The organism is Micrococcus lylae, assembly GCF_900163825.1.
GTDB lineage: Bacteria > Actinomycetota > Actinomycetes > Actinomycetales > Micrococcaceae > Micrococcus > Micrococcus lylae.
In genome coordinates this window covers 1-18,411 of sequence record NZ_FUKP01000042.1, presented here as the reverse complement: position 1 = coordinate 18,411, position 18,411 = coordinate 1, and the positions used below count along the sequence as shown (strand labels likewise).

The 18,411-nt window shown below is 68.8% G+C and carries 11 protein-coding genes and 1 pseudogene; 8 read left to right on the top strand and 4 right to left on the bottom strand.

The window, feature by feature from the left end; translation table 11 throughout:
* Positions 1-38 precede the first annotated feature (38 nt).
* Together FM125_RS12095 and FM125_RS06435 are read right to left on the bottom strand one after the other, a co-directional pair.
* Positions 39-2,120, bottom strand: a complete 2,082-nt coding sequence (locus FM125_RS12095; protein WP_245829851.1) for an acyltransferase family protein — start codon at positions 2,118-2,120, stop codon at positions 39-41.
* Between the two features lie 249 nt (positions 2,121-2,369).
* Entirely contained in the window at positions 2,370-4,133 is a 1,764-nt protein-coding gene (locus FM125_RS06435; protein WP_087134032.1) for a formate--tetrahydrofolate ligase, read from the bottom strand.
* A 333-nt stretch (positions 4,134-4,466) separates the two neighbouring features.
* Here FM125_RS06435 and FM125_RS06430 point away from each other — a divergent pair, with 333 nt between their 5' ends.
* On the top strand, positions 4,467-5,138 hold the full coding sequence (locus FM125_RS06430; RefSeq protein ID WP_070639599.1) for a hypothetical protein: 672 nt from the start codon (positions 4,467-4,469) through the stop codon (positions 5,136-5,138).
* Between the two features lie 362 nt (positions 5,139-5,500).
* Here FM125_RS06430 and FM125_RS06420 read toward each other — a convergent pair whose 3' ends face one another.
* Positions 5,501-6,961 (bottom strand): CCA tRNA nucleotidyltransferase, encoded by a 1,461-nt coding sequence (locus FM125_RS06420; RefSeq protein ID WP_087134031.1) that lies wholly within the window; start codon positions 6,959-6,961, stop codon positions 5,501-5,503.
* Positions 6,962-7,162: 201 nt separating this feature from the next.
* Between FM125_RS06420 and FM125_RS06415 the strand changes: the two genes are divergently transcribed.
* The 5 genes from FM125_RS06415 (at position 7,163) to trxA (ending at position 13,641) form a co-directional block, all read left to right on the top strand.
* Complete coding sequence (locus FM125_RS06415) at positions 7,163-7,756, top strand: NUDIX hydrolase (RefSeq protein ID WP_082740022.1); 594 nt, start codon at positions 7,163-7,165, stop codon at positions 7,754-7,756.
* Between the two features lie 36 nt (positions 7,757-7,792).
* Complete coding sequence (murJ, locus tag FM125_RS06410) at positions 7,793-9,637, top strand: murein biosynthesis integral membrane protein MurJ (protein WP_087134030.1); 1,845 nt, start codon at positions 7,793-7,795, stop codon at positions 9,635-9,637.
* Between the two features lie 145 nt (positions 9,638-9,782).
* On the top strand, positions 9,783-12,080 hold the full coding sequence (locus FM125_RS06405; RefSeq protein WP_087134029.1) for a hypothetical protein: 2,298 nt from the start codon (positions 9,783-9,785) through the stop codon (positions 12,078-12,080).
* Between the two features lie 166 nt (positions 12,081-12,246).
* Positions 12,247-13,248, top strand: coding sequence for a thioredoxin-disulfide reductase (trxB, locus tag FM125_RS06400; protein ID WP_087134028.1), 1,002 nt, complete (start codon positions 12,247-12,249; stop codon positions 13,246-13,248).
* A 69-nt stretch (positions 13,249-13,317) separates the two neighbouring features.
* Positions 13,318-13,641 (top strand): thioredoxin, encoded by a 324-nt coding sequence (trxA, locus tag FM125_RS06395; protein ID WP_067191329.1) that lies wholly within the window; start codon positions 13,318-13,320, stop codon positions 13,639-13,641.
* A gap of 253 nt (positions 13,642-13,894) precedes the next feature.
* On the opposite strand, the gene FM125_RS06390 is transcribed toward trxA, so the two are convergent.
* Positions 13,895-15,058: a ParB/RepB/Spo0J family partition protein gene (locus FM125_RS06390; protein WP_245829849.1), complete on the bottom strand. Its 1,164-nt coding sequence runs from the start codon at positions 15,056-15,058 to the stop codon at positions 13,895-13,897.
* Between FM125_RS06390 and FM125_RS06385 the strand changes: the two genes are divergently transcribed.
* Together FM125_RS06385 and FM125_RS11755 are read left to right on the top strand one after the other, a co-directional pair.
* On the top strand, positions 15,024-15,602 hold the full coding sequence (locus FM125_RS06385) for a hypothetical protein (RefSeq protein ID WP_143745254.1): 579 nt from the start codon (positions 15,024-15,026) through the stop codon (positions 15,600-15,602). The genes FM125_RS06390 and FM125_RS06385 overlap by 35 nt on opposite strands.
* A 2,650-nt stretch (positions 15,603-18,252) precedes the next feature.
* A pseudogene (locus tag FM125_RS11755) lies at positions 18,253-18,411 on the top strand (ISL3 family transposase); the annotation flags it as partial.

Here is an 18,411-nt window from a genome sequence, read left to right as displayed (position 1 = left end):
CCAGGCTGTCCCCACAACCAGGGACCCCGGCGGGTGGATCACTTGGCGGTGTCCACGCCCAGGCGCTCGTCGATGGTGCGGCGGATCAGCTGGGCGAACACCTGCTGGCCGTTCTGACGCGGGTGCACCTTGTCCGGGGCGAACTCGCGCACGTACTTGGAGGCGGCGTCCCAGTCGGCCACCACGATCTGGTCGCGGTGCTCCTCGGCCAGCGCGTTCATCTGCTTCTGGACGCCCGGGACCCACTCCGGCGGGCCGTGCGGGATCACGAGGACCAGAAGGCGGTCCTCGCCCAGGGTGTCCAGGATGCGATCCCAGTCGCTGTCCTTGGTGGCACCGTTGGTGCCCAGTGCCACCACCGTGATGGGGCGCAGCTCGTCCTTGGCGGCCATCTCCTCGAGCTGGTCCGCGGCATCCCAGAGCTGGTGGCCGACCTCGGCCTCGATGCGGATGCCCGGCATCTGCTTGAGCAGTTCGGGGGCGGAGGACAGGGAGACGGAGTCGCCCAGGAGGTTGATGTCCTCACCGTGGACGGACGGCGGCAGCTTCTCGGCCAGCTCCTCCTCGGTGAACTCGGGGCGCAGCACGTTCGGGTCGCCGAGGCCCAGCTGATCGCCGGAGGGCGGCGCGGACCCGCCCTCGGAGGGGTCGGCCTCACCGCCGGACGGCTCGGACCCGTTGCCCCCGTCGCCCTCCTTCTCGCGCTCCTGGGCGGCCCTGGACGCCTCGGCCTTCAGGGACTCCTGCGCGGCCTCGGCCTCGCGGAGCGCATCCTCGGCGTCGGCGATCTCCTGCTGCAGCTTCGTCTGGCTCGGGGAGTGGACCAGGGCGGCGCCGGCCGCCACGGGGACGGCGAGCAGGGCCACGGCGCCGACGCCCACCAGGGCCTTGCCGGCACCGGCCGCACGACGACCGGCACGGCCGCGGCCACCGGCGCGCACGCCGGAGCCGGCCCAGGCGGCCTTGATGCCCTCGCCCCAGGAGCGGAAGGTGGCGCGGAAGCCGTGGTGGAGGATCGGCTCCTCCACGATGCGGGCGGAGGCCTCGGCGATGAGGGCGGTGAGGATGATGACCAGGCCCGCGGCGAGCGGCTCGATCCACTCCGGCGCGTCGACCGGGACGATGATGCGCATGATCACCAGCAGCGGCCAGTGCCACAGGTAGGCGCCGTAGGAGCGGCGGCCCCACCACCCGAGGAAGTCCCCGGACATGGCCTTGGAGAACGAGTCGCGGCGGTTGCCCTGGACCACGTGCAGGATCAACAGTGCCACCAGCGCGGACAGCGCCGCGAGCACGCCCAGGTAGGTGTATGCCGCGGTGCCGTCCACCAGGAAGAAGGCGACGGTCAGGACCGCCAGGCCGGCCCAGGCCAGCGCCGTGCGGACCGGTCCGGTGGAGGGCTCACGGCCGCCCTGCTCCGGACGGGCCACGTGGGTCTGCGCAAGAGCCACGGTGGCGCCGAACAGCAGCCCGAAGGCGTGCGTGTCCGTGCCGAAGTACATGCGGGTCTGCGGGGCACCGGAGAGCTGTCCGACCGCCATGCCCACGGCGGAGGCGATCGCCAGGGACAGCACGATGCCCATGCGGACGGCATCCGCCCCGCGGGCCGAGCGGGCGGTGCCCTTGCGCGGCCAGCAGAGCAGCAGGAGGCAGAGGATCAGCAGCGGCCACACCACGTAGAACTGCTCCTCGATGGCCAGGGACCAGAGGTGCTCGAACAGCGGCGGGGTGGCGGCGTTGAAGTAGTCGTTGCCGTCCAGGATCATCAGCCAGTTGCTGGTGTACGTGAGGGCGCCGAGCCATTCGCGGCGCAGGCCGGCCGGGAACTCGGAGACGGCGAGCCAGGCCAGGGCCGTGGAGCCGACGAGGGCCAGGATCAGGGCGGGGACCAGGCGCCGGATGCGCCGCATCCAGAAGGAGCCGAGCTTCACGCCGTGGCCGGAGTCGATCTGGCGGATGAGGCCGACCGAGATGAGGAATCCCGACAGCACGAAGAACATGTCCACGCCGACGAACCCGCCCGGAAGCAGGGCGGGCCAGGCATGGAAGACCAGGACGGCGAGCACGGCGATGCCGCGCAGGCCGTCAAGGGCCGGGACGCGACCGGGGCCCTTGCTCACACGGGTGCCGGGGCGGGGGGTATGGTGGCCCGCTCCGCCACCGGAGGTGGACTGGGCGCCACGCGTCCTCGCCGGGGAAGCTAAAGGAGGACTCGACACAGTCATCTAGCCTGAACCGTCCGACGTGATTTCGCCACTCACGACACAGTCCGCAATGGTTGCGAATCGGTCTCGCTCCCGCGTGCGTACGCGAGATGAACCCCCGAGATCCGCAGAAACCTGCGGTTCTGTGTGTTCCCTTGGAATCGCTCAGAACAGGCCCGTGATGTTGCCCGCATCGTCCACGTCCATGCGGTCGGCGGCCGGGGACTTCGGCAGTCCGGGCATGGTCATGACCGCGCCGGTGAGGGCGACGACGAACCCCGCCCCCGTCTTGGCGGTCACCTCGCGGACGGTGACGGTGAAGCCCTCCGGGGCGTTCAGGGCCGTGGGGTCGTCCGAGAAGGAGTACTGGGTCTTGGCCATGCAGACCGGCAGGCCGTCCAGGCCACGGCGGGAGATCTCGGCCAGTTGGCGCCTCGCGGCAGCGGTGAACTCGGCCTTCGCGCCGCGGTAGTTCCGCTTCACCACGGCCTGGATGCGCTCCTCCACGGTCATGCCCTCCGTCCAGAGGCCGGTGAGCACCGGGGCGTCGTCGACCGGGGCGGGAAGCGCCCGTGCCACGGCGCGGGCGAGGCCGCGGGAGCCCTCACCGCCGGAGCCCCAGACGTCCGCCACGGCGCAGGCGAGGTCCTGCTCGCGGCACCAGCCCTCGAGCCACTCCAGCTCGGCGTCCGTGTCCTCGGCGAACCGGTTCACGGCCACCACCACGGGGGCCCCGTAGGCCTGCATGTTCTCCACGTGGCGGGCGAGGTTGGCCACGCCGGAGCGCAGGGCGGCCACGTGGGCGTCCTGGACCTCCTGCTCGTCGCGGCCGTCGCGCTCGGCGACCTTCGCCACGCCGGCCTTGACGTCGGCGAGCGCCATGCCGGACTGCAGCTTCAGCGCGCGGACGGTGGCGACCACCACGATCGCCGCCGGCGGGAACTGCCCTGCCACGGAGGTGATGTCCATGAACTTCTGGCCGCCGAGGTCCGCACCGAAGCCGGCCTCGGTCACCACCACGTCCGCCAGGCGCTGGGCGGTGCGGGTGGCGATCACCGAGTTCGCGCCGTGGGCGATGTTCGCGAAGGGGCCGCCGTGGACCAGCACTGGGGTGCCGCCCAGGGTCTGCACGAGGTTCGGTGCGATCGCGTCTTTCAGCAGCACGGCCATGGCGCCCTGGGCGCCGTGCGGGCCGATCTGGGAGGCGGTCACCGGTTCGCCGGCGTAGGTGGAGCCCACGGTGATCTGGCCGAGGCGGCGCTTGAGGTCCGCCAGGTCCCGGGCGAGGCAGAAGACGGCCATGGTCTCGGTGGCCACGGTGATCTCGAAGCCGCCCTCGCGGGGCACGCCCTGGGTGCGGCCGCCGAGGCCGGTGACCACCTGGCGCAGGGTGCGGTCGTTCATGTCCAGGGCACGCTTGAGGGTGATGGTGCGCGGGTCGATGCCCAGCTCGTTGCCCTGCTGAATGTGGTTGTCCACGAGGGCGCAGAGCAGGTTGTGGGCGCTGGTGAGGGCGTGGAAGTCGCCGGTGAAGTGCAGGTTGACGGCCTCCATGGGGACCACCTGGGACCAGCCGCCGCCGGTGGCGCCGCCCTTGATCCCGAACACCGGGCCCAGGGAGGGCTCGCGCAGGGCGGCCATGGCGGTGCGCCCGGCAATCGCGGCGGGGGCGTCCTCCTCCTCGGCCACCAGGTTCAGCCCGTCCACCAGGCCCACGGTGACGGTGGTCTTGCCCTCGCCGGCGGGGGTGGGGCTGATGCCGGTGACCAGCACCACCCGGCCGGTGCGCGGCGCGTCGATCGCGTGCACGTCCACCTTCGCCATGTGGCGGCCGTATGGGATCAGCACGTCCTCGTCGATCCCGGCACAGGCTGCGATCTCGGCGATCGGGGCGGGCGTGTGGGCGGCAGCGATCTGCGCATCGTTCATGCGCCCCATTCTTCCACCGCGGGACAGTCCGAAGAGATCCCAGCCACCCCGTCGATTGGACTCTCTCCCCCCCTGATCTAATCTCACCTCGGTGCATTCATCCCTCTCTTGGCACTCACATCCAACCGACAGAAAGGCACCCGGATGTCGAAGTTCAAGAGCTTCAGGCATGGACTGGTGGCTGTGGTCGCAGCCACATCACTCACCTGCGCGTCCGCCACCACCGCACATGCCGCTCCGGTATCAGCGTCCTCATCGACAGGTGGGAGCGGAGCGTCCACCATCGCTCCGTCGAATACCGTGACGAGTCACACTCCTCAAGGAACCAGTTCCATGGATCTGCCGGGACAGACGACCGATACGCCTCGAGACGCCCTGGATCTAGCGCCGGAGCAGCTCGTGGACGAGACCACCAATGTGTTGGCGGCGACCACCCTGGGTTCCAGCGACCTCGTGACGTACGACACGACCTCCGGAGAGCAGACACTCATCGTCATGAACGATGCATCGTCGCCCACGGAATACGAGTTCGCCTTCGATCTTCCCGCGGGCGCATCGTTGAGCCTGCAACCAGACGGTTCCGTCTCCATTCGAGACGCGAACGACGAGGAGTTCGGCACCGTGGAAGAGCCGTGGGCTGTCGATGCAGCGGGAATGCCGGTTGACACCCACTTCACCGTCACGGGGAATCGACTCATCCAGACGGTGACCCCCTCATCTGACACGACCTTCCCCGTCGTTGCAGACCCCGCAACCGCATGGGAGTGGACTGTATGCATCGCCACAGTCGGAGCAACATTCACGCCTTGGGGCGCTGGTGCTGCAGTCGCATACAAGCTCGTCAAGCGCTTCGGCAGCGTGCGCCGCGGCATCGAGATCATCTGGCGGGCCTATCATTCTGCCCACGGTGCACAGGCGAAGTGGAACGCCGCCATGGCCGCATCCGGCGGCTTGTTCGCTGAGATCATCGGCATCAACGAGGTAAAGGAGGCCTGTTTCTCGTGACCCGTGTCCCCTCCGCGCGCGACAAGAAGCCCGTCCGGCAACTCACAGACTGGTTCTACCTTCCCCTGGGGGGCCTGGCACTCCTGCAGGTCCCCCACACCTGGGAGGCGCAAGGACCTGTCATCGGCGTTCTTTACATCGTCGCAGTCCTTGCCCTTGTCCTGGCTGTGGCCATGAGCAACCGGGGCAGGTTCCGTTCCGTGCTGGACGCTCCTCCAGCCACGTGAGCGCGGCGTTCCTGTAGCAACGGCACGTCGGAGCAGGTTCGGTAGTCAGTCGGAGGCCATGGTCGCCGTCCGACTACCGAACCTGCAGTGCAGTCGTTCAGCGGACAGTGATCGACAGCGGGCGACGGACGGCCGTCAGGCCCCGGTGTCCTCCCGCGACTCCGGCTGCTCGGCCCACCAGCGGCGCAGCTCGGCCTCGGCCACGTCCTGCTCGTGCGGGCCCTCGTCCAGGCGCCACTCCAGCAGGTGCCGGTAGGCGCGTCCCACCACGGGGCCGGGACGGATGCCCAGCAGTGCCATGATCTGCTCGCCGTCCAGGTCCGGGCGGACGGCGGCGAGCTCCTCGGCCTCGGAGATCTCGGCGATGCGGCGCTCGAGGTCGTCGTAGGCGTGGGCGAGGCGGTTGGCCTTCCGCTTGTTCCGGGTGGTGACGTCCGAGCGGGTGAGGGCGTGCAGGCGGTCCAGGACCGGTCCGGCGTCGTGGACGTAGCGGCGCACCGCGGAGTCGGTCCAGTCGGCGTCCCCGTAGCCGTAGAACCGCATGTGCAGCTCCACCAGGCGGGTGACGGCCTTGATGGTCTCGTTGTCGAACTTCAGGGCACGCAGGCGCTTGCGGACCAGCTTGGCGCCGACCACCTCGTGGTGGCGGAAGCTCACCGCACCGTTCTTCTCGAAGCGACGGGTGGCGGGCTTGCCGACGTCGTGGAGGAGGGCCGCCAGGCGCAGCACCACGTCCGGGGACTGCGGCGAGTAGCGCTCCTCCTGCTCGATCGCCTGCTCCATCACGGTGAGCGAGTGGGCGTAGACGTCCTTGTGGCGGTGGTGCTCGTCGGTCTCCAGCTGCAGGGCCGGCAGCTCGGGGAGGATGCGGTCGGCCAGGCCGGTGCGGACCAGCAGGTCCAGTCCGCGGCGCGGGTCGGCGCCGCAGATCAGCTTCACCAGCTCCTCGCGGACCCGCTCGGCGGAGATGATGTCGATGCGTTCGGCCATGTCCGTCATGGCGGCCTCCACCTCGTCCGCGACCTGCAGGCCGAGCTGGGCGGCGAAGCGGGCCGCGCGCATCATGCGCAGCGGGTCGTCTGAGAAGGAGTCCTCCGGGGTCCCGGGGGTGCGCAGGAGGCCTGCGGCGAGGTCCCGCACGCCGCCGTGCGGGTCCACCAGCTCCATCGCCGGCAGCCGCAGGGCCATCGCGTTGACGGTGAAGTCGCGGCGGACCAGGTCGTCGTCGAGACTGTCGCCGAAGGCCACCTGCGGCTTCCGCGAGGTCGGGTCGTACTGCTCGGCACGGTAGGTGGTGACCTCCAGCTGCCAGCCGTCCTTCTGGAACCCGATGGTGCCGAAGCGGCGTCCCACGTCCCAGACGGCGTCCGCCCATCCGGCGCCGATCGCCTCGATCGCGTCCGGGTCCGCGTCCGTGGTGAAGTCCAGGTCGCCGGAGTCCCGGCCGATGAACAGGTCGCGCACCGGTCCGCCCACGAGGGACAGCTCTCGGCCGGCCGCGGCGAACCTCTCGCCCAGCTCGATCACGACGGCGGGCAGCGAGGCGCCCTCAGGGAAGCCGGAGGGCAGGGGGACGCGCGGCGAGGAGGTGCTCATGATGAGTACAAGGGTGCCAGAGAACCGCGACGGGGACGGTGCCCGGGGAGCAGACGGGGCACTGCACGCGCAGCGGTCGCAGCGGCGCGCCCGGGGCGGAGGCCGCGCCGTCGGCCGCACCCGCGGGCTGCGCCCGAGCGCCGCGGGGGTGCCGGGACGGACCAGCGTGCGACGTGGACGCCTGACGCTAAGGTTGAAGGCATGACCCGCCCTGACCGACCCGAGCGCCGAGGGGCACCCCTGCCCTCCGCCGTCCTGGGCCGGATGCGGCGTCAGACCCCGCCCACGCCCACACCGGGGCCGCCCACCGGCCCGCGTCCGCGCGTGCCCGCCGCGGCCCTGCCCACCGTGGAGGAGGTCTCCGCCGGAGGCCTCGTGGTCCGCGAGCACCGGGACGGCCTCGAGGTGGCGATCATCGCCCGCTACAACCGCGGCGGCCGCCTCGAGTGGTGCCTGCCGAAGGGCCACCCCGAGGGCCGTGAGGACCACCGCGAGGCCGCGACCCGCGAGGTCGAGGAGGAGACCGGCATCGCCGGCGAGATCCTCGAGCCGCTCGGCTCCATCGACTACTGGTTCACCGTGTCCCGCCACCGCGTCCACAAGACCGTGCACCACTACCTGCTGCGCGCCACCGGCGGCGAGCTGACCACGGAGAACGACCCGGACCAGGAGGCCGTGGACGTCGCCTGGGTGCGTCTGGAGGAGGTCGGGCGTCGCCTGTCCTTCGCCAACGAGCGCCGGATCGTGGACCTCGCCCGTAGGATCATCCACCAGCACTTCCCCGCAGACGGCTGACGCCGCCTCCTGACCTCCCCCTTCCGGAAGCGAGTCATGAGCACCTCCTCCTCCGCCGCAGGCCGGCACCCCGAGCACGACGACGGCACCGCCCCCTCCGTGACCGCCTCGCCGACCGCTGCGGTCAGGGAATCCGAGCCCGCCGATCCGCCCACGGACGCGGTGCCCGCCGGCGAGAAGAACGTGGCGCGCTCGTCCGCGATCATGGCGGCCGGCACCCTGCTGTCCCGCGTGCTCGGCTTCGTCCGCGCGGCCCTGCTCACCGTGGCCATCGGCTCCACCGCCCTGGTGGCGGACGTCTTCGAATCCGCGAACACCATCCCCAACGTGATCTACATGCTGCTGGCCGGCGGCGTGTTCAACGTGGTGCTGGTGCCGCAGCTGATCAAGCATGCGAAGGACGCGGACCGCGGCGCCGACTACACCTCGAGGCTGATGACGCTGGTGGTGCTGGTGATGGCCGGCTTCACGGTGCTCATCACCATGGCCGCCGCCCCGATCATGGGTGCCCTGACGAGCAACTGGAGCCCGGGCATGCTGACGCTGGGCACCGTCTTCGCCCTGTGGACACTCCCGCAGGTCTTCTTCTACGGCGTGTACGCGGTGGCCGGGCAGGTGCTCAACGCGAACGGCCGCTTCGGTGCCTACATGTGGGCGCCGGTGCTGAACAACGTCGTGGCGATCGCCGCGATCGTGCTCTACCTGGTGATGTTCGGCCGGTACGCCGGCGGGGACCAGCTTGCGGAGTGGACCACCACGCAGACGGTCATCCTGGCCGGCGGCCACACCCTGGGCATCGTGGCGCAGGCCCTGATCCTGTTCCTGCCGCTGCGGCGGCTCGGGCTGGGGCTGCGTCCGAAGTTCGGCTGGAAGGGCATGGGCCTGCGCCAGACCGGCGCGCTGGCCGGCTTCACCCTGCTGACCATGCTGATCGGCAACACGGTCAACCTGCTCTGCGCCCGCATCATCACCGGCGCCACCGCCGCCCGCGCGGACGTGGACTCCCGCGCCCCGGGCACCGAGGGGTGGTCCGAGGCCATGGCCCAGGCCGCCATCCCCGGCCTGAACGCCTACAACATGGCGATGCTGATCGCGATCCTGCCGCACTCGGTGTTCGTGGTCTCCATGGCCACCGTGCTGTTCAACCGCCTGGCCCGCTCCGTGGGCGCACAGGACATGCAGGCGGTGCGGAGCACCACCAGCCAGGGCCTGCGCGCGTTCTCCGTGCCGCTGGTGTTCTCCACCGTGGCGATGATCGTGCTGGCCGGCCCGCTCGGCCGCATCTTCGGCTCGGCCTCCGAGACCGCCCTTCCGGCGGGCATCGCGATCGGCCAGGTCCTGCTCATCCTCGCGGTGGGCCTGCCTTTCCGCTCCGCCGGCTTCTACCTGATGCGCGCGTTCTACGCCGCAGAGGACGCGAAGACCCCGATGGTCATCCAGGTGACCTCCGCCCTCGGCATGCTCGTGCTGGCGTACGCCGGCGCGTTCTTCCTGCCGGACTGGTCGCTGGCCTACTGGATCGCGGCGGTGGGCACGCTCTCGCACATCTACACGTTCCTCGTCTCCCATGTGCTCGTGGTGCGCCGCTTCGGCGACTACGACTTCGCGGCCGTGGTGCAGGCCCACGCCAAGACAGGCCTGGCGGCGGGCGTCGCCGGCATCGTCGGAGGTGTGACCGTCTGGCTGCTCGGCGGCTACTCCGGCGGATTCGCCTGGGGTTCGATCCTCAACGCGATCATCACCTGCACCGCAGCCGGCATCGTGATGGGCGTCGTCTACCTCATCGGCCTGCGTGTGCTGAGGATGCAGGAGCTTCAGATGGCGACCCGGCCGCTGGCCTCCCGCATCCCGGCGCTCGGGCGCGTGCTCGGCGTCCGCTGATCCGCCTGGCCCCGCACCGGCCCGCGGCGGGGCACCCGGGGGCCGTCCCTCCCTGGTGTTACGCCTCACTGCCTCTAGGATGGGGGAATGCGCACGGCCATCCCGTGCCGTGGCCGCCGCGCAGCCGTCATGTGAGAGGAATCCCGTGTCCCAGTCGATCGAAGTCGGATCCGTGCTCGGTGGTCGCTACCGCATCACCGACCATGTGGTGACCTCTGCCGACCAGGACCTCGTGTTCACCGGCCTGGACCAGGTCCTCAACCGCCGCGTCACCGTGCTGGTGGCCTCCCTGGAGAATGCGACCCAGGTGGCCTCGTCCGCCCGCGAGCTCGCCACGGGCGAGCGTCAGGACGACGTCCAGGTCCTGGACCTCGGCCTCTCCGAGGGCCACACCTACCTGATCGCCGGCGGCAACCCGGACCCTGACGTGCTGCTCGGCCTGGCCTACCCCCAGGAGACCTACGTCGAGCCGTTCCAGACGGACACCCTCGGCTCGGAGATCTTCGGCTCCTCCCGTGATGCGCAGGCCCATGAGTACGACGACGACGAGGCCTACTACACCGAGCTCGACGAGCACATCCGCGCGGACCAGGAGCAGCACTCCCGCCGCCCCGGCTTCCTCAACCGGCTCTCAGACCGCCTGTCCGAGCGCATGAACTCCTCCTCCGACGGCTCGGCCGCCCGCGAGGCCGCCGGCGCGTCCGCACTGGCCGCCGCGGGTTCCGCAGCGAAGGCCAAGGAGGAAGAGAAGCGCCGCGCCGAAGAGGCCGAACGTCAGCGTCTCGAGGAAGAGAAGCGCCGCGCCGAGGAGGCCGAACGTCAGCGCGTAGAACGCGAGCGGGAGGAGGCCGCCGCGGCCGAGCGCGCCGAGCGTGAGCGCCGTGAGGCCGAGGAGTTGGAGCGCCGCCGCGCCCGTCAGATCGAGGAGGACGAGCGCCGCGAGCGTGCCGCCGCCGAGCGCCGTGCCGCTGAGCGTGCGGAGCGCGAGGAGCGCGAGGCCCGTCAGGCCGAGGAGCGCGCCGAGATGGAGCAGCGCGAGGCCGATCGTCGCCGTGAGGCCGCCGTCCAGGCCGCCGCCCAGGAATCCGGCAAGGGCCGTGACGGCCGAACCGAGCAGGGCCGCGGCGCCGCCGCCGCGGACATCTCCACCGACCCCATGCCCACCGTGCCCGCCGCCGGACGCGGTGACGAGGGCAGTGCCTCCGACTCCGCCCGTCCCCGCCCCGCCAAGGCGCACCGGGACGGGGCTGCCCCGAAGCACGACGAGGCCACCCCGAAGGACACTGAGCGGCAGGCCCCTCGCCGTGTGCGCCCGGCGCCCCGCCGGGCCCTCGCGGCCGCTGCCGCCTCCGGTGCCGGAGCAACCGCCGCCGGAGCGGCCCCACAGAACGCGAACAGGGCAGACGACGTGCGCCGGGACGGCGCTGCAAGCAACGGTGATGGCCGTGACGCCGGACGCGGAAGTGAGCACGAGCCCCGCGCCGACGGCCGTGATGCCTCCGATGAGGGACGCAAGGACCGCTCCGGCCGGCGCGGCGCGGCGGCTGCCGGTGTCGGCGCCGCGGCAGTGGGCGCCACCGCCGCGGCCACGGGCGCCTCGGGTCGTGGCACCGACGTTCCGGCCGGCTCTCGCCGTGACGCCGATGCCCGGGATCCGCACCGCGACCGCAAGGACACCGCTCGCGGTGCCGCCCCGGCCACAGCAGCCGCTGCGGCCCACCCGGACGGGCCCCGTGACCGGCGTGATCCCGACGACGACCGACGCTCCAAGACGGGCGGAGCCGGCTGGCTCGTCGCCCTCCTGCTGGTCCTGCTGTTGGCCGTGGCGCTGATCACCGGCTTCTTCCTGCTGAACCAGAACCGCGACTCTGTGCCGGACGACAACCAGGCCACAGGGTCCCCGACCGAGTCGACGCAGCCGACCGACGGCGGCGCCTCCCCCTCCGAGGAGACCTCCGCGTCCCCGTCCGAGGACGTGGCTCCGGCGGAACCGGCCTCCCTGGTGGACATCTACCGCGAGGTGCCGGACGCCCCGACGCTGGAGTCCGAGCACGACGACCAGCTGTCGAACATCATCGACGGCGACCCGGAGACCTACTGGCAGAGCTACTCCTACAAGCGCCCGAACTTCGGCGGCTACACCCGCAGCATGAACTTCGTGATCGAGCTCGAGGAGGCCCGGGACATCGAGAAGGTGACCGTGGAGTCCCTCGCGAGCTCCGCCGGTCAGCTCGCCATCGGCGTCGCCAGCGAGGACGGTCTGGGCGATCTGCGCCGCGGCGGCGAGGGCACCTTCGTGGACGGCAAGGCCGAGGTGGACATCACCGACGATCAGGGCAATGCCAAGTACGTCGTCGTGACCGTCACCGAGCTGCCCCAGCTGGCGGTGGACAACACCCAGTACGCCTACGGCATGCGCCTGTCGGAGATCACCGTCCAGTGAGCCGATGGCCGCTGATGGCCACAGTCCGGGGAGGGGGCCGTCGTCGTCCCCTCCGCGGGCCGGAATACCGGGCCCGGCGGGCCCGTTGACCTGATACGTGGACCCCGTGCGCCGCAGAGGACGGGCGGGGCGACCAGCACCGACTCAGACCCCCCTGGAGGAACCCGTGACCGACACCCCCTCGACCGACACGGTGCGCAACGTCGCCGTCATCGGCTCCGGCCCGGCCGGCTACACCGCCGCCATCTACACCGCGCGGGCCCACCTGGAGCCCGTGCTGGTGGCCGGGGCCGTCACCGCCGGCGGCGAGCTGATGAACACCACCGAGGTGGAGAACTACCCGGGCTTCGCCGAGGGCATCATGGGCCCGGAGCTCATGGCCGCCATGGAGGGTCAGGCCCGCCGCTTCGACACGGAGATCCTCTTCGACGATGTGGTGGAGGCCGACCTGGTGTCCGACCCGAAGGTCCTCACCCTCGGCGACGGCTCGCAGATCAAGGCGCACGCCGTGATCCTCACCACCGGCTCCGCCTACCGGAAGCTCGGTGTGGAAGGCGAGGAGCGCCTGTCCGGCCACGGCGTCAGCTGGTGCGCCACCTGCGACGGCTTCTTCTTCCGCGACCAGGAGATCGCTGTGGTCGGCGGCGGCGACTCGGCCATGGAGGAGGCACTCTTCCTCACCAAGTTCGCCTCCAAGGTCCACGTGCTGGTCCGCAAGGACGAGCTGCGCGCCTCGAAGATCATGGGCCAGCGCGCCATGGACAACGAGAAGATCGAGTTCCACTGGAACACGAAGGTCGCCGAAGTCCGGGGCGAGGACAAGGTCAGCTCCCTGCTCCTGCAGGACAGCGTCTCCGGCGAGCAGCGGGAACTGGCCGTCACCGGCCTGTTCATCGCGATCGGCCACGACCCGCGCACCGACCTGGTGAAGGACCAGCTCGAGCTGACCGAGCACGGCACCATCAAGGTGGAGCACCCCTCCTCCCGCACGACCCTGCCTGGCGTCTTCGCCGCCGGCGACGTCACCGACCACACGTACCGGCAGGCCATCACCGCCGCCGGCACCGGCTGCGTGGCCGCCCAGGACGTGGAGCACTATCTCGCCGACGTCCTGGGAGTCGACGAGGCGGCCCCCGCCGGCCCCGAGTCCGACGCGAACCCGGCCTGAGGACCGCCCTGCGGCCCTCAGCGACCCGTGGAGGACCGAAACCACCGACTATCCGCATAAGGAGACCCCATGAGCATCATCAACGTCACCGACGCCGACTTCCAGGAGAAGGTCCTGGACTCCGAGCTGCCCGTCCTCGTGGACTTCTGGGCCGAGTGGTGCGGTCCGTGCCGCATGCTGGGCCCGGTCCTGGAGGAGGTCGCCGCCGAGTATGAGGGCAAGGTCACCGTCGCCAAGGTCAACGTGGACGATTCCCCGGCCACCGCCGCCCAGTTCGGTGTCACCTCGATCCCGCTCGTGGTGGCGTTCAAGGACGGCCAGAAGGTCAAGGAGTCCGTCGGCGCCAAGCCCAAGCCGGCCCTGGTGGAGGAGTTCTCCGACATCCTCGGCTGAGGCGCAGCTGACCGACCCTCAGGCCTGTCAGGCCTGTTGCCACTGACATGATGAAGGCCGCCTTCCCTCGCGGGAGGCGGCCTTTGTCATTCGGTGAGGGAGAAGGACCAGGTCAGACGGGATGAGAAAGGCCCGTATCGAATGACATCCGTGTCATTCGATACGGGCATTTCATGTGCCTCGGTACTGCAGGCGCCTGCTACGGCGGCCCTCCTCCATCCCCGACGACGGCCGCTTGCCGCGGCCGATCGGCTCACTTCTCCGCGTCGTCGCCCTGGATCAGCTCCATGATGCGGTTGAGGTCCTCGACGGACGCGAAGTCGATGGCGATCTTGCCCTTCCGCTTGCCCAGGGTGATCTTGACCTGGGTGTCCAGGCGCGAGGTCAGGGCGGTGGCGAAGTAGTCCAGGCGCTCATGACGGGTCGGCTCGCTGCGACGACGCGTGGCCGGGGCGGCCTGGCGGACACCCTGTGCGAGCGCGACGGCCTCCTCCGTGGCCCGCACGGAGAGGCCCTCGGACACGATGCGCTGGGCCAGACGCTCCATCTCCGCCGGATCCGTGAGACCGAGCAGCGCACGGGCATGCCCGGCGGTGAGCGTGTTGTTGGCGACGCGCCGCTGCACGAGCGGCGGCAGCTTCATCAGGCGCAGCGTGTTGGAGATCTGTGGACGGGAGCGGCCGATCCGCTGGGACAGCTCTTCCTGCGTGCACTCGAAGTCGTCCATGAGCTGCTGGTAGGCGGCTGCCTCTTCCAGCGGATTCAACTGAGAACGGTGGAGGTTCTCCAGCAGCGCATCACGAAGGAGGTCCTCGTCCGGAGTGTGACGCACGATCGCCGGGATGGTGTCCAGGCCGGCGAGCTGGGTGGCACGCCAACGACGCTCGCCCATGATCAGCTCGTACGGCGTGGGGCCGGACACCTCGCGGACCACGATGGGCTGAAGGATGCCCACCTCGGTGATAGAGGTGACCAACTCGTCCATGTGGTCCTCGTCGAAGACCTCACGCGGCTGACGGGGGTTCGGATGGATGTCTGTGACCTTCAGCTCGCGAAGCACGGCGATGTCCGTGGGCACGGTGCCTGCCTCCGAGACCTCGGCCCCGGCCGTCACGTCTGTGGTTGCAGGCACGGAGCCTCCAGCGGACTTCTCCGAGACCTTCTCAGCCTCAGTTTCAGCCTCAGCCGGCTCCGCGGGTGCCCGACGGCCCAGAGCGTTGACAGCGGGCATGGAAGGACGACCGCGTCGTACAGAGGACTTGCGACCAGCGGCAGAGCGGGATGACGCGGACGAGGCGTCCGTCTGCTCGTGCTCCTCGACAGCAGTGGTGTCCCTTTCTTCGGCAGCAGTGGTGGCCTTGCCACCCTTCGCATCACCCTCCGTGGGGGTTCGATCAGAAGAGAAGAAGACATCCACGGGCCGACTGCCGCGGCCGGAGGTGGACTTCGGTGCGTCGGCGGACTTCTCGGCAGAGGTGGTGCCACCGGCGCCGGCTCCGGTCCTGGTGTTCCTGCTGGCAGCGGACGTCGTTGTGCCACTGACCTTTCCGCCACTGACCGCGGACGAATCGGTGGAAGCACTCTTCTTCGCGCCGGTGGCCGTGGATGTGGAGGTGGACGTGGTCCCCGACGCGGCTGCCTTCTCCTTGGACGCCGTGGACGCCGCGGGCGTCTTCGACCTGGACGGCATGGACGTTGAGGACTTGCTCGACGAGGACTTGATCGTTGACGACTTCGTCGACGACGAGGAGGAGCCGGTGCCGTTGGACTTCTTCGAAGACGCCGTCTTACCCCGTGTCTTGTCAGCAGACTTCTCCGATGCAGCGGCGGCTGCAGACGCGGTGCGCCGGCGCGTCGTTGCTTCCTTCTCGTCCTCAGAGGACACAGTCTGCCCGGTCTCCTCCGTCGGCGCGGCGGAAGACGCTGGCGCCGTGGTCTCCTCGGCGTCTGCGGTGCTCTGAATTAGGGCACCGAGGCCCCGGCCCAGGCCTCCTCGGCGGGTCTTCTTCACATGTCCTCCTGCAGTGAAATATGTCCAGTCCAGTCTAGGTCGGAGTACGGCTTCCTTCTACGGAGCAGCAGTCCCGTTCCACGTGAAACACGAATGCGGTTCCTCGCTCTGCCGCATGCGATGCCGCTCTTGGCTTGCGGCAGCGACGCGTTAGCTCAGGTCTCCGAACCACCTTGCGATGCGAGTCCGGGATGACAGCAACGAGGTCTGGGACCGAAGCGGGAGGCCAGACGTAGGTGAGTGAGGGCTTGTGTTCGATACCGAAGGCTGATGACCGCGCTTTGCTTCACGTGAAACGGCCAATGATGTACCGAATCACTCTCCAGCCGTCGACTACGGACCACAAATCATGCCCTCATGCGAAGAGCATCATCTGCGCTCTCGCACCTCGCATCACCCGTTAAGCGTTGCTTACAATGGTCGAACGAAAGTGTTGCGTGTCGACCCATGTGGATCGACCCGCCGCCCTCTGGGGCGCGGTCAGCGGAGCATGGAGTGCTTCCTTGGCGAAAGAGCGAGTGCCCAAGATCGTCATGTCCAAGGAGATATGAGGACACGAGGAGCCGAAGACAATGAACCACTCTCTGCCCAGATCCGTCACAACCCTGGGGCACTGCCGTTCGTGTTCCATCCTGCGTGAACGAAGAGATTCGCCCGTCTAGCGAAGCCCGCATACCCCCATGTTCGGCCAGCTTCCCGTTTGTCATGCTTCCAGCCCTAGGTCGAGGGCACACGCGTAACAGGCCTGGAGACTGCCTCTAAGAGCCGGCGGTGCCAGCAGGAGTGTCGATCCACTCGTGACCAAGGCGCACGCAAAGTGGACACTGAGTTGTGAGCGGTAGTCACTGTCCCCTCAGCACAGCGACAGTCTTGACCCTGTCGTCCCAAGGTTTCACGTGAAACTACCTGGGGAGAGGGGCGTGGTGAGAGCTGCCAAGATGTCTAGACCATTCCTTTTAGCTACCCCTGGCCTACTCGCCGAACGCACGGAGACTTTTCCAGGCCAGCGCTGCCCGTGTCACGTTCCACGTGAAACGTAGACCGTAGCCATGCGGGCGCCTTGTCTCCGTCCAGGGTGAAACTGAAGACGCACTTCTAGGAGAGCAGGTCTACCTGCACCCGCACACCGTCCCAGCGCTTCGGCTGCTGATCCTCAATAGGCGACTATGGCATCTACTTCAGGACCGACATTCGGTTCTACGCACGCGCTCATCTCAGCATTGAGCTGAAGACAGAGATGTATGCAATGCCGAACACCGATCTGATGGCCGGAGTCCCGGCGCGCCAACGGGTGAATCGACTCCGTGGTCCGAGGCGACCCGCAAATGCAGTTCGGCCCCGTGAGAGACTCCCACCTTCTTCGCGTATCCCACTGCGCCATGTTCCACTGCAGTCGCGTTTCACGTGAAACACGTCCAGGAATCACACGGCGGGAGAGAGATCACCTCCTCGCCACAGTCCGCGGCCGATGAATGATCACAAGGCGGCCCGCCCTTCTGCGCCAGTCACCCACTCGTGTCGATAGTTGTCCGGAACGCCGCTACTCGGTCTCTCCAGGTGTCTTGTCGAGCATCCCCGTGGATCATGCTGAAGACGCTTACTTCAGTCTTCGCATACGACGGTACCGCTCAGCGAACCGTGGCCAACGCGGTGGCCGGTAGACCCGTTCGGTACGGTCGTGTGTCGGCAGGTTTCTACGGAGCCACGAGACTGCCCATGCCTTGCGTTCTACGTGAAACATCCCCCAACGCCTCCCAGACGGTGTGTCTTTTCTTCTCGCCCAAGGGGATGGCATGCGAGCAGGCAAGCCAAGAACCCATTACTCACTGGGACAGCAGCGGCTCCAGTGTTCCGCCGAACGACCTCAAGGACGTCCGACGCCCGCCATGACCCGCCCCCTTTCTGCTGCACGAACGGAGAGCTGCACCTACACCAGTCATCGGATGACGATTCCTCACCGACATACTTCCGATGTTCTGCGCAAAAGCCTGCTGAAGCATCAGCTCTCTCGTGACAGCTCGAGAGGCCAGCCATCAGTCAGGCTCCCGCCAGATCGCTCGTTTCACGTGGAACGGATGGCCGAAGAGCAGCCAGGTCTGTCGTCGGTCTTTTGGAGCATCCATCGCACACGAGCTCGCCGACATGCCATGGCGCATCCTCTCTGGGACCATCCCCATCGTTGCCTCGCCCAGGGGCTAGGTCCCGAGACGGTGTTCTTGTTGCCCTCCGCAGCTGGAAGCGACATGCTCTGGCTCGCGGCGAGTCATTCATCCACAGGTGTTGTCCACATGTGCACAGGAGCGATGTGACGCCGCCGCGCAGCGTTGTTCCTCATCCACAGTTTCGTCCACATGTGTGGATACAAGTGTGATGGCTTCCCTCACCATTTATGGAGTGAGTAAGTGCTCGTCTGAGGCGCGCCTTGAAGGCCTGTGAGGAGTAAGGCGCCCTTATCGGGACATTCTCCAGGGCTCTTTATCGGCTCTTCACAATCGAGGGTGTAGACGGGGGGCTCGGGGAAGTGGCGCGTCGATAGCTGGATAGAGGTCGAGGCCTTCCGATGATGGAAGTTCCTACACAGCCATCTGAAAGACCTCGACGTGCTCAACGCTACCTTCGACGACTGTGACCTGACGAAGTTTTGCCGACTGGACGAGCTCGGCCTTCAAGCTACCGGGCAACGGGTGGAGCCCGGGCGGGCGGTACTAGCTTGCCGGGTGGTGGAGCCAGATGACTGGTGCCACCGCTGTGGTTCTCAG

Bases quoted from the DNA above. Each gene is read 5' to 3' on its own strand.
- FM125_RS06435 (WP_087134032.1), bottom strand. From the start codon at position 4,133: ATGAACGATGCGCAGATCGCTGCCGCCCACACGCCCGCCCCGATCGCC.
- FM125_RS06430 (WP_070639599.1), top strand. From the start codon at position 4,467: ATGGATCTGCCGGGACAGACGACCGATACGCCTCGAGACGCCCTGGAT.
- FM125_RS06420 (WP_087134031.1), bottom strand. From the start codon at position 6,961: ATGAGCACCTCCTCGCCGCGCGTCCCCCTGCCCTCCGGCTTCCCTGAG.
- FM125_RS06415 (WP_082740022.1), top strand. From the start codon at position 7,163: ATGACCCGCCCTGACCGACCCGAGCGCCGAGGGGCACCCCTGCCCTCC.
- murJ (WP_087134030.1), top strand. From the start codon at position 7,793: ATGAGCACCTCCTCCTCCGCCGCAGGCCGGCACCCCGAGCACGACGAC.
- trxA (WP_067191329.1), top strand. From the start codon at position 13,318: ATGAGCATCATCAACGTCACCGACGCCGACTTCCAGGAGAAGGTCCTG.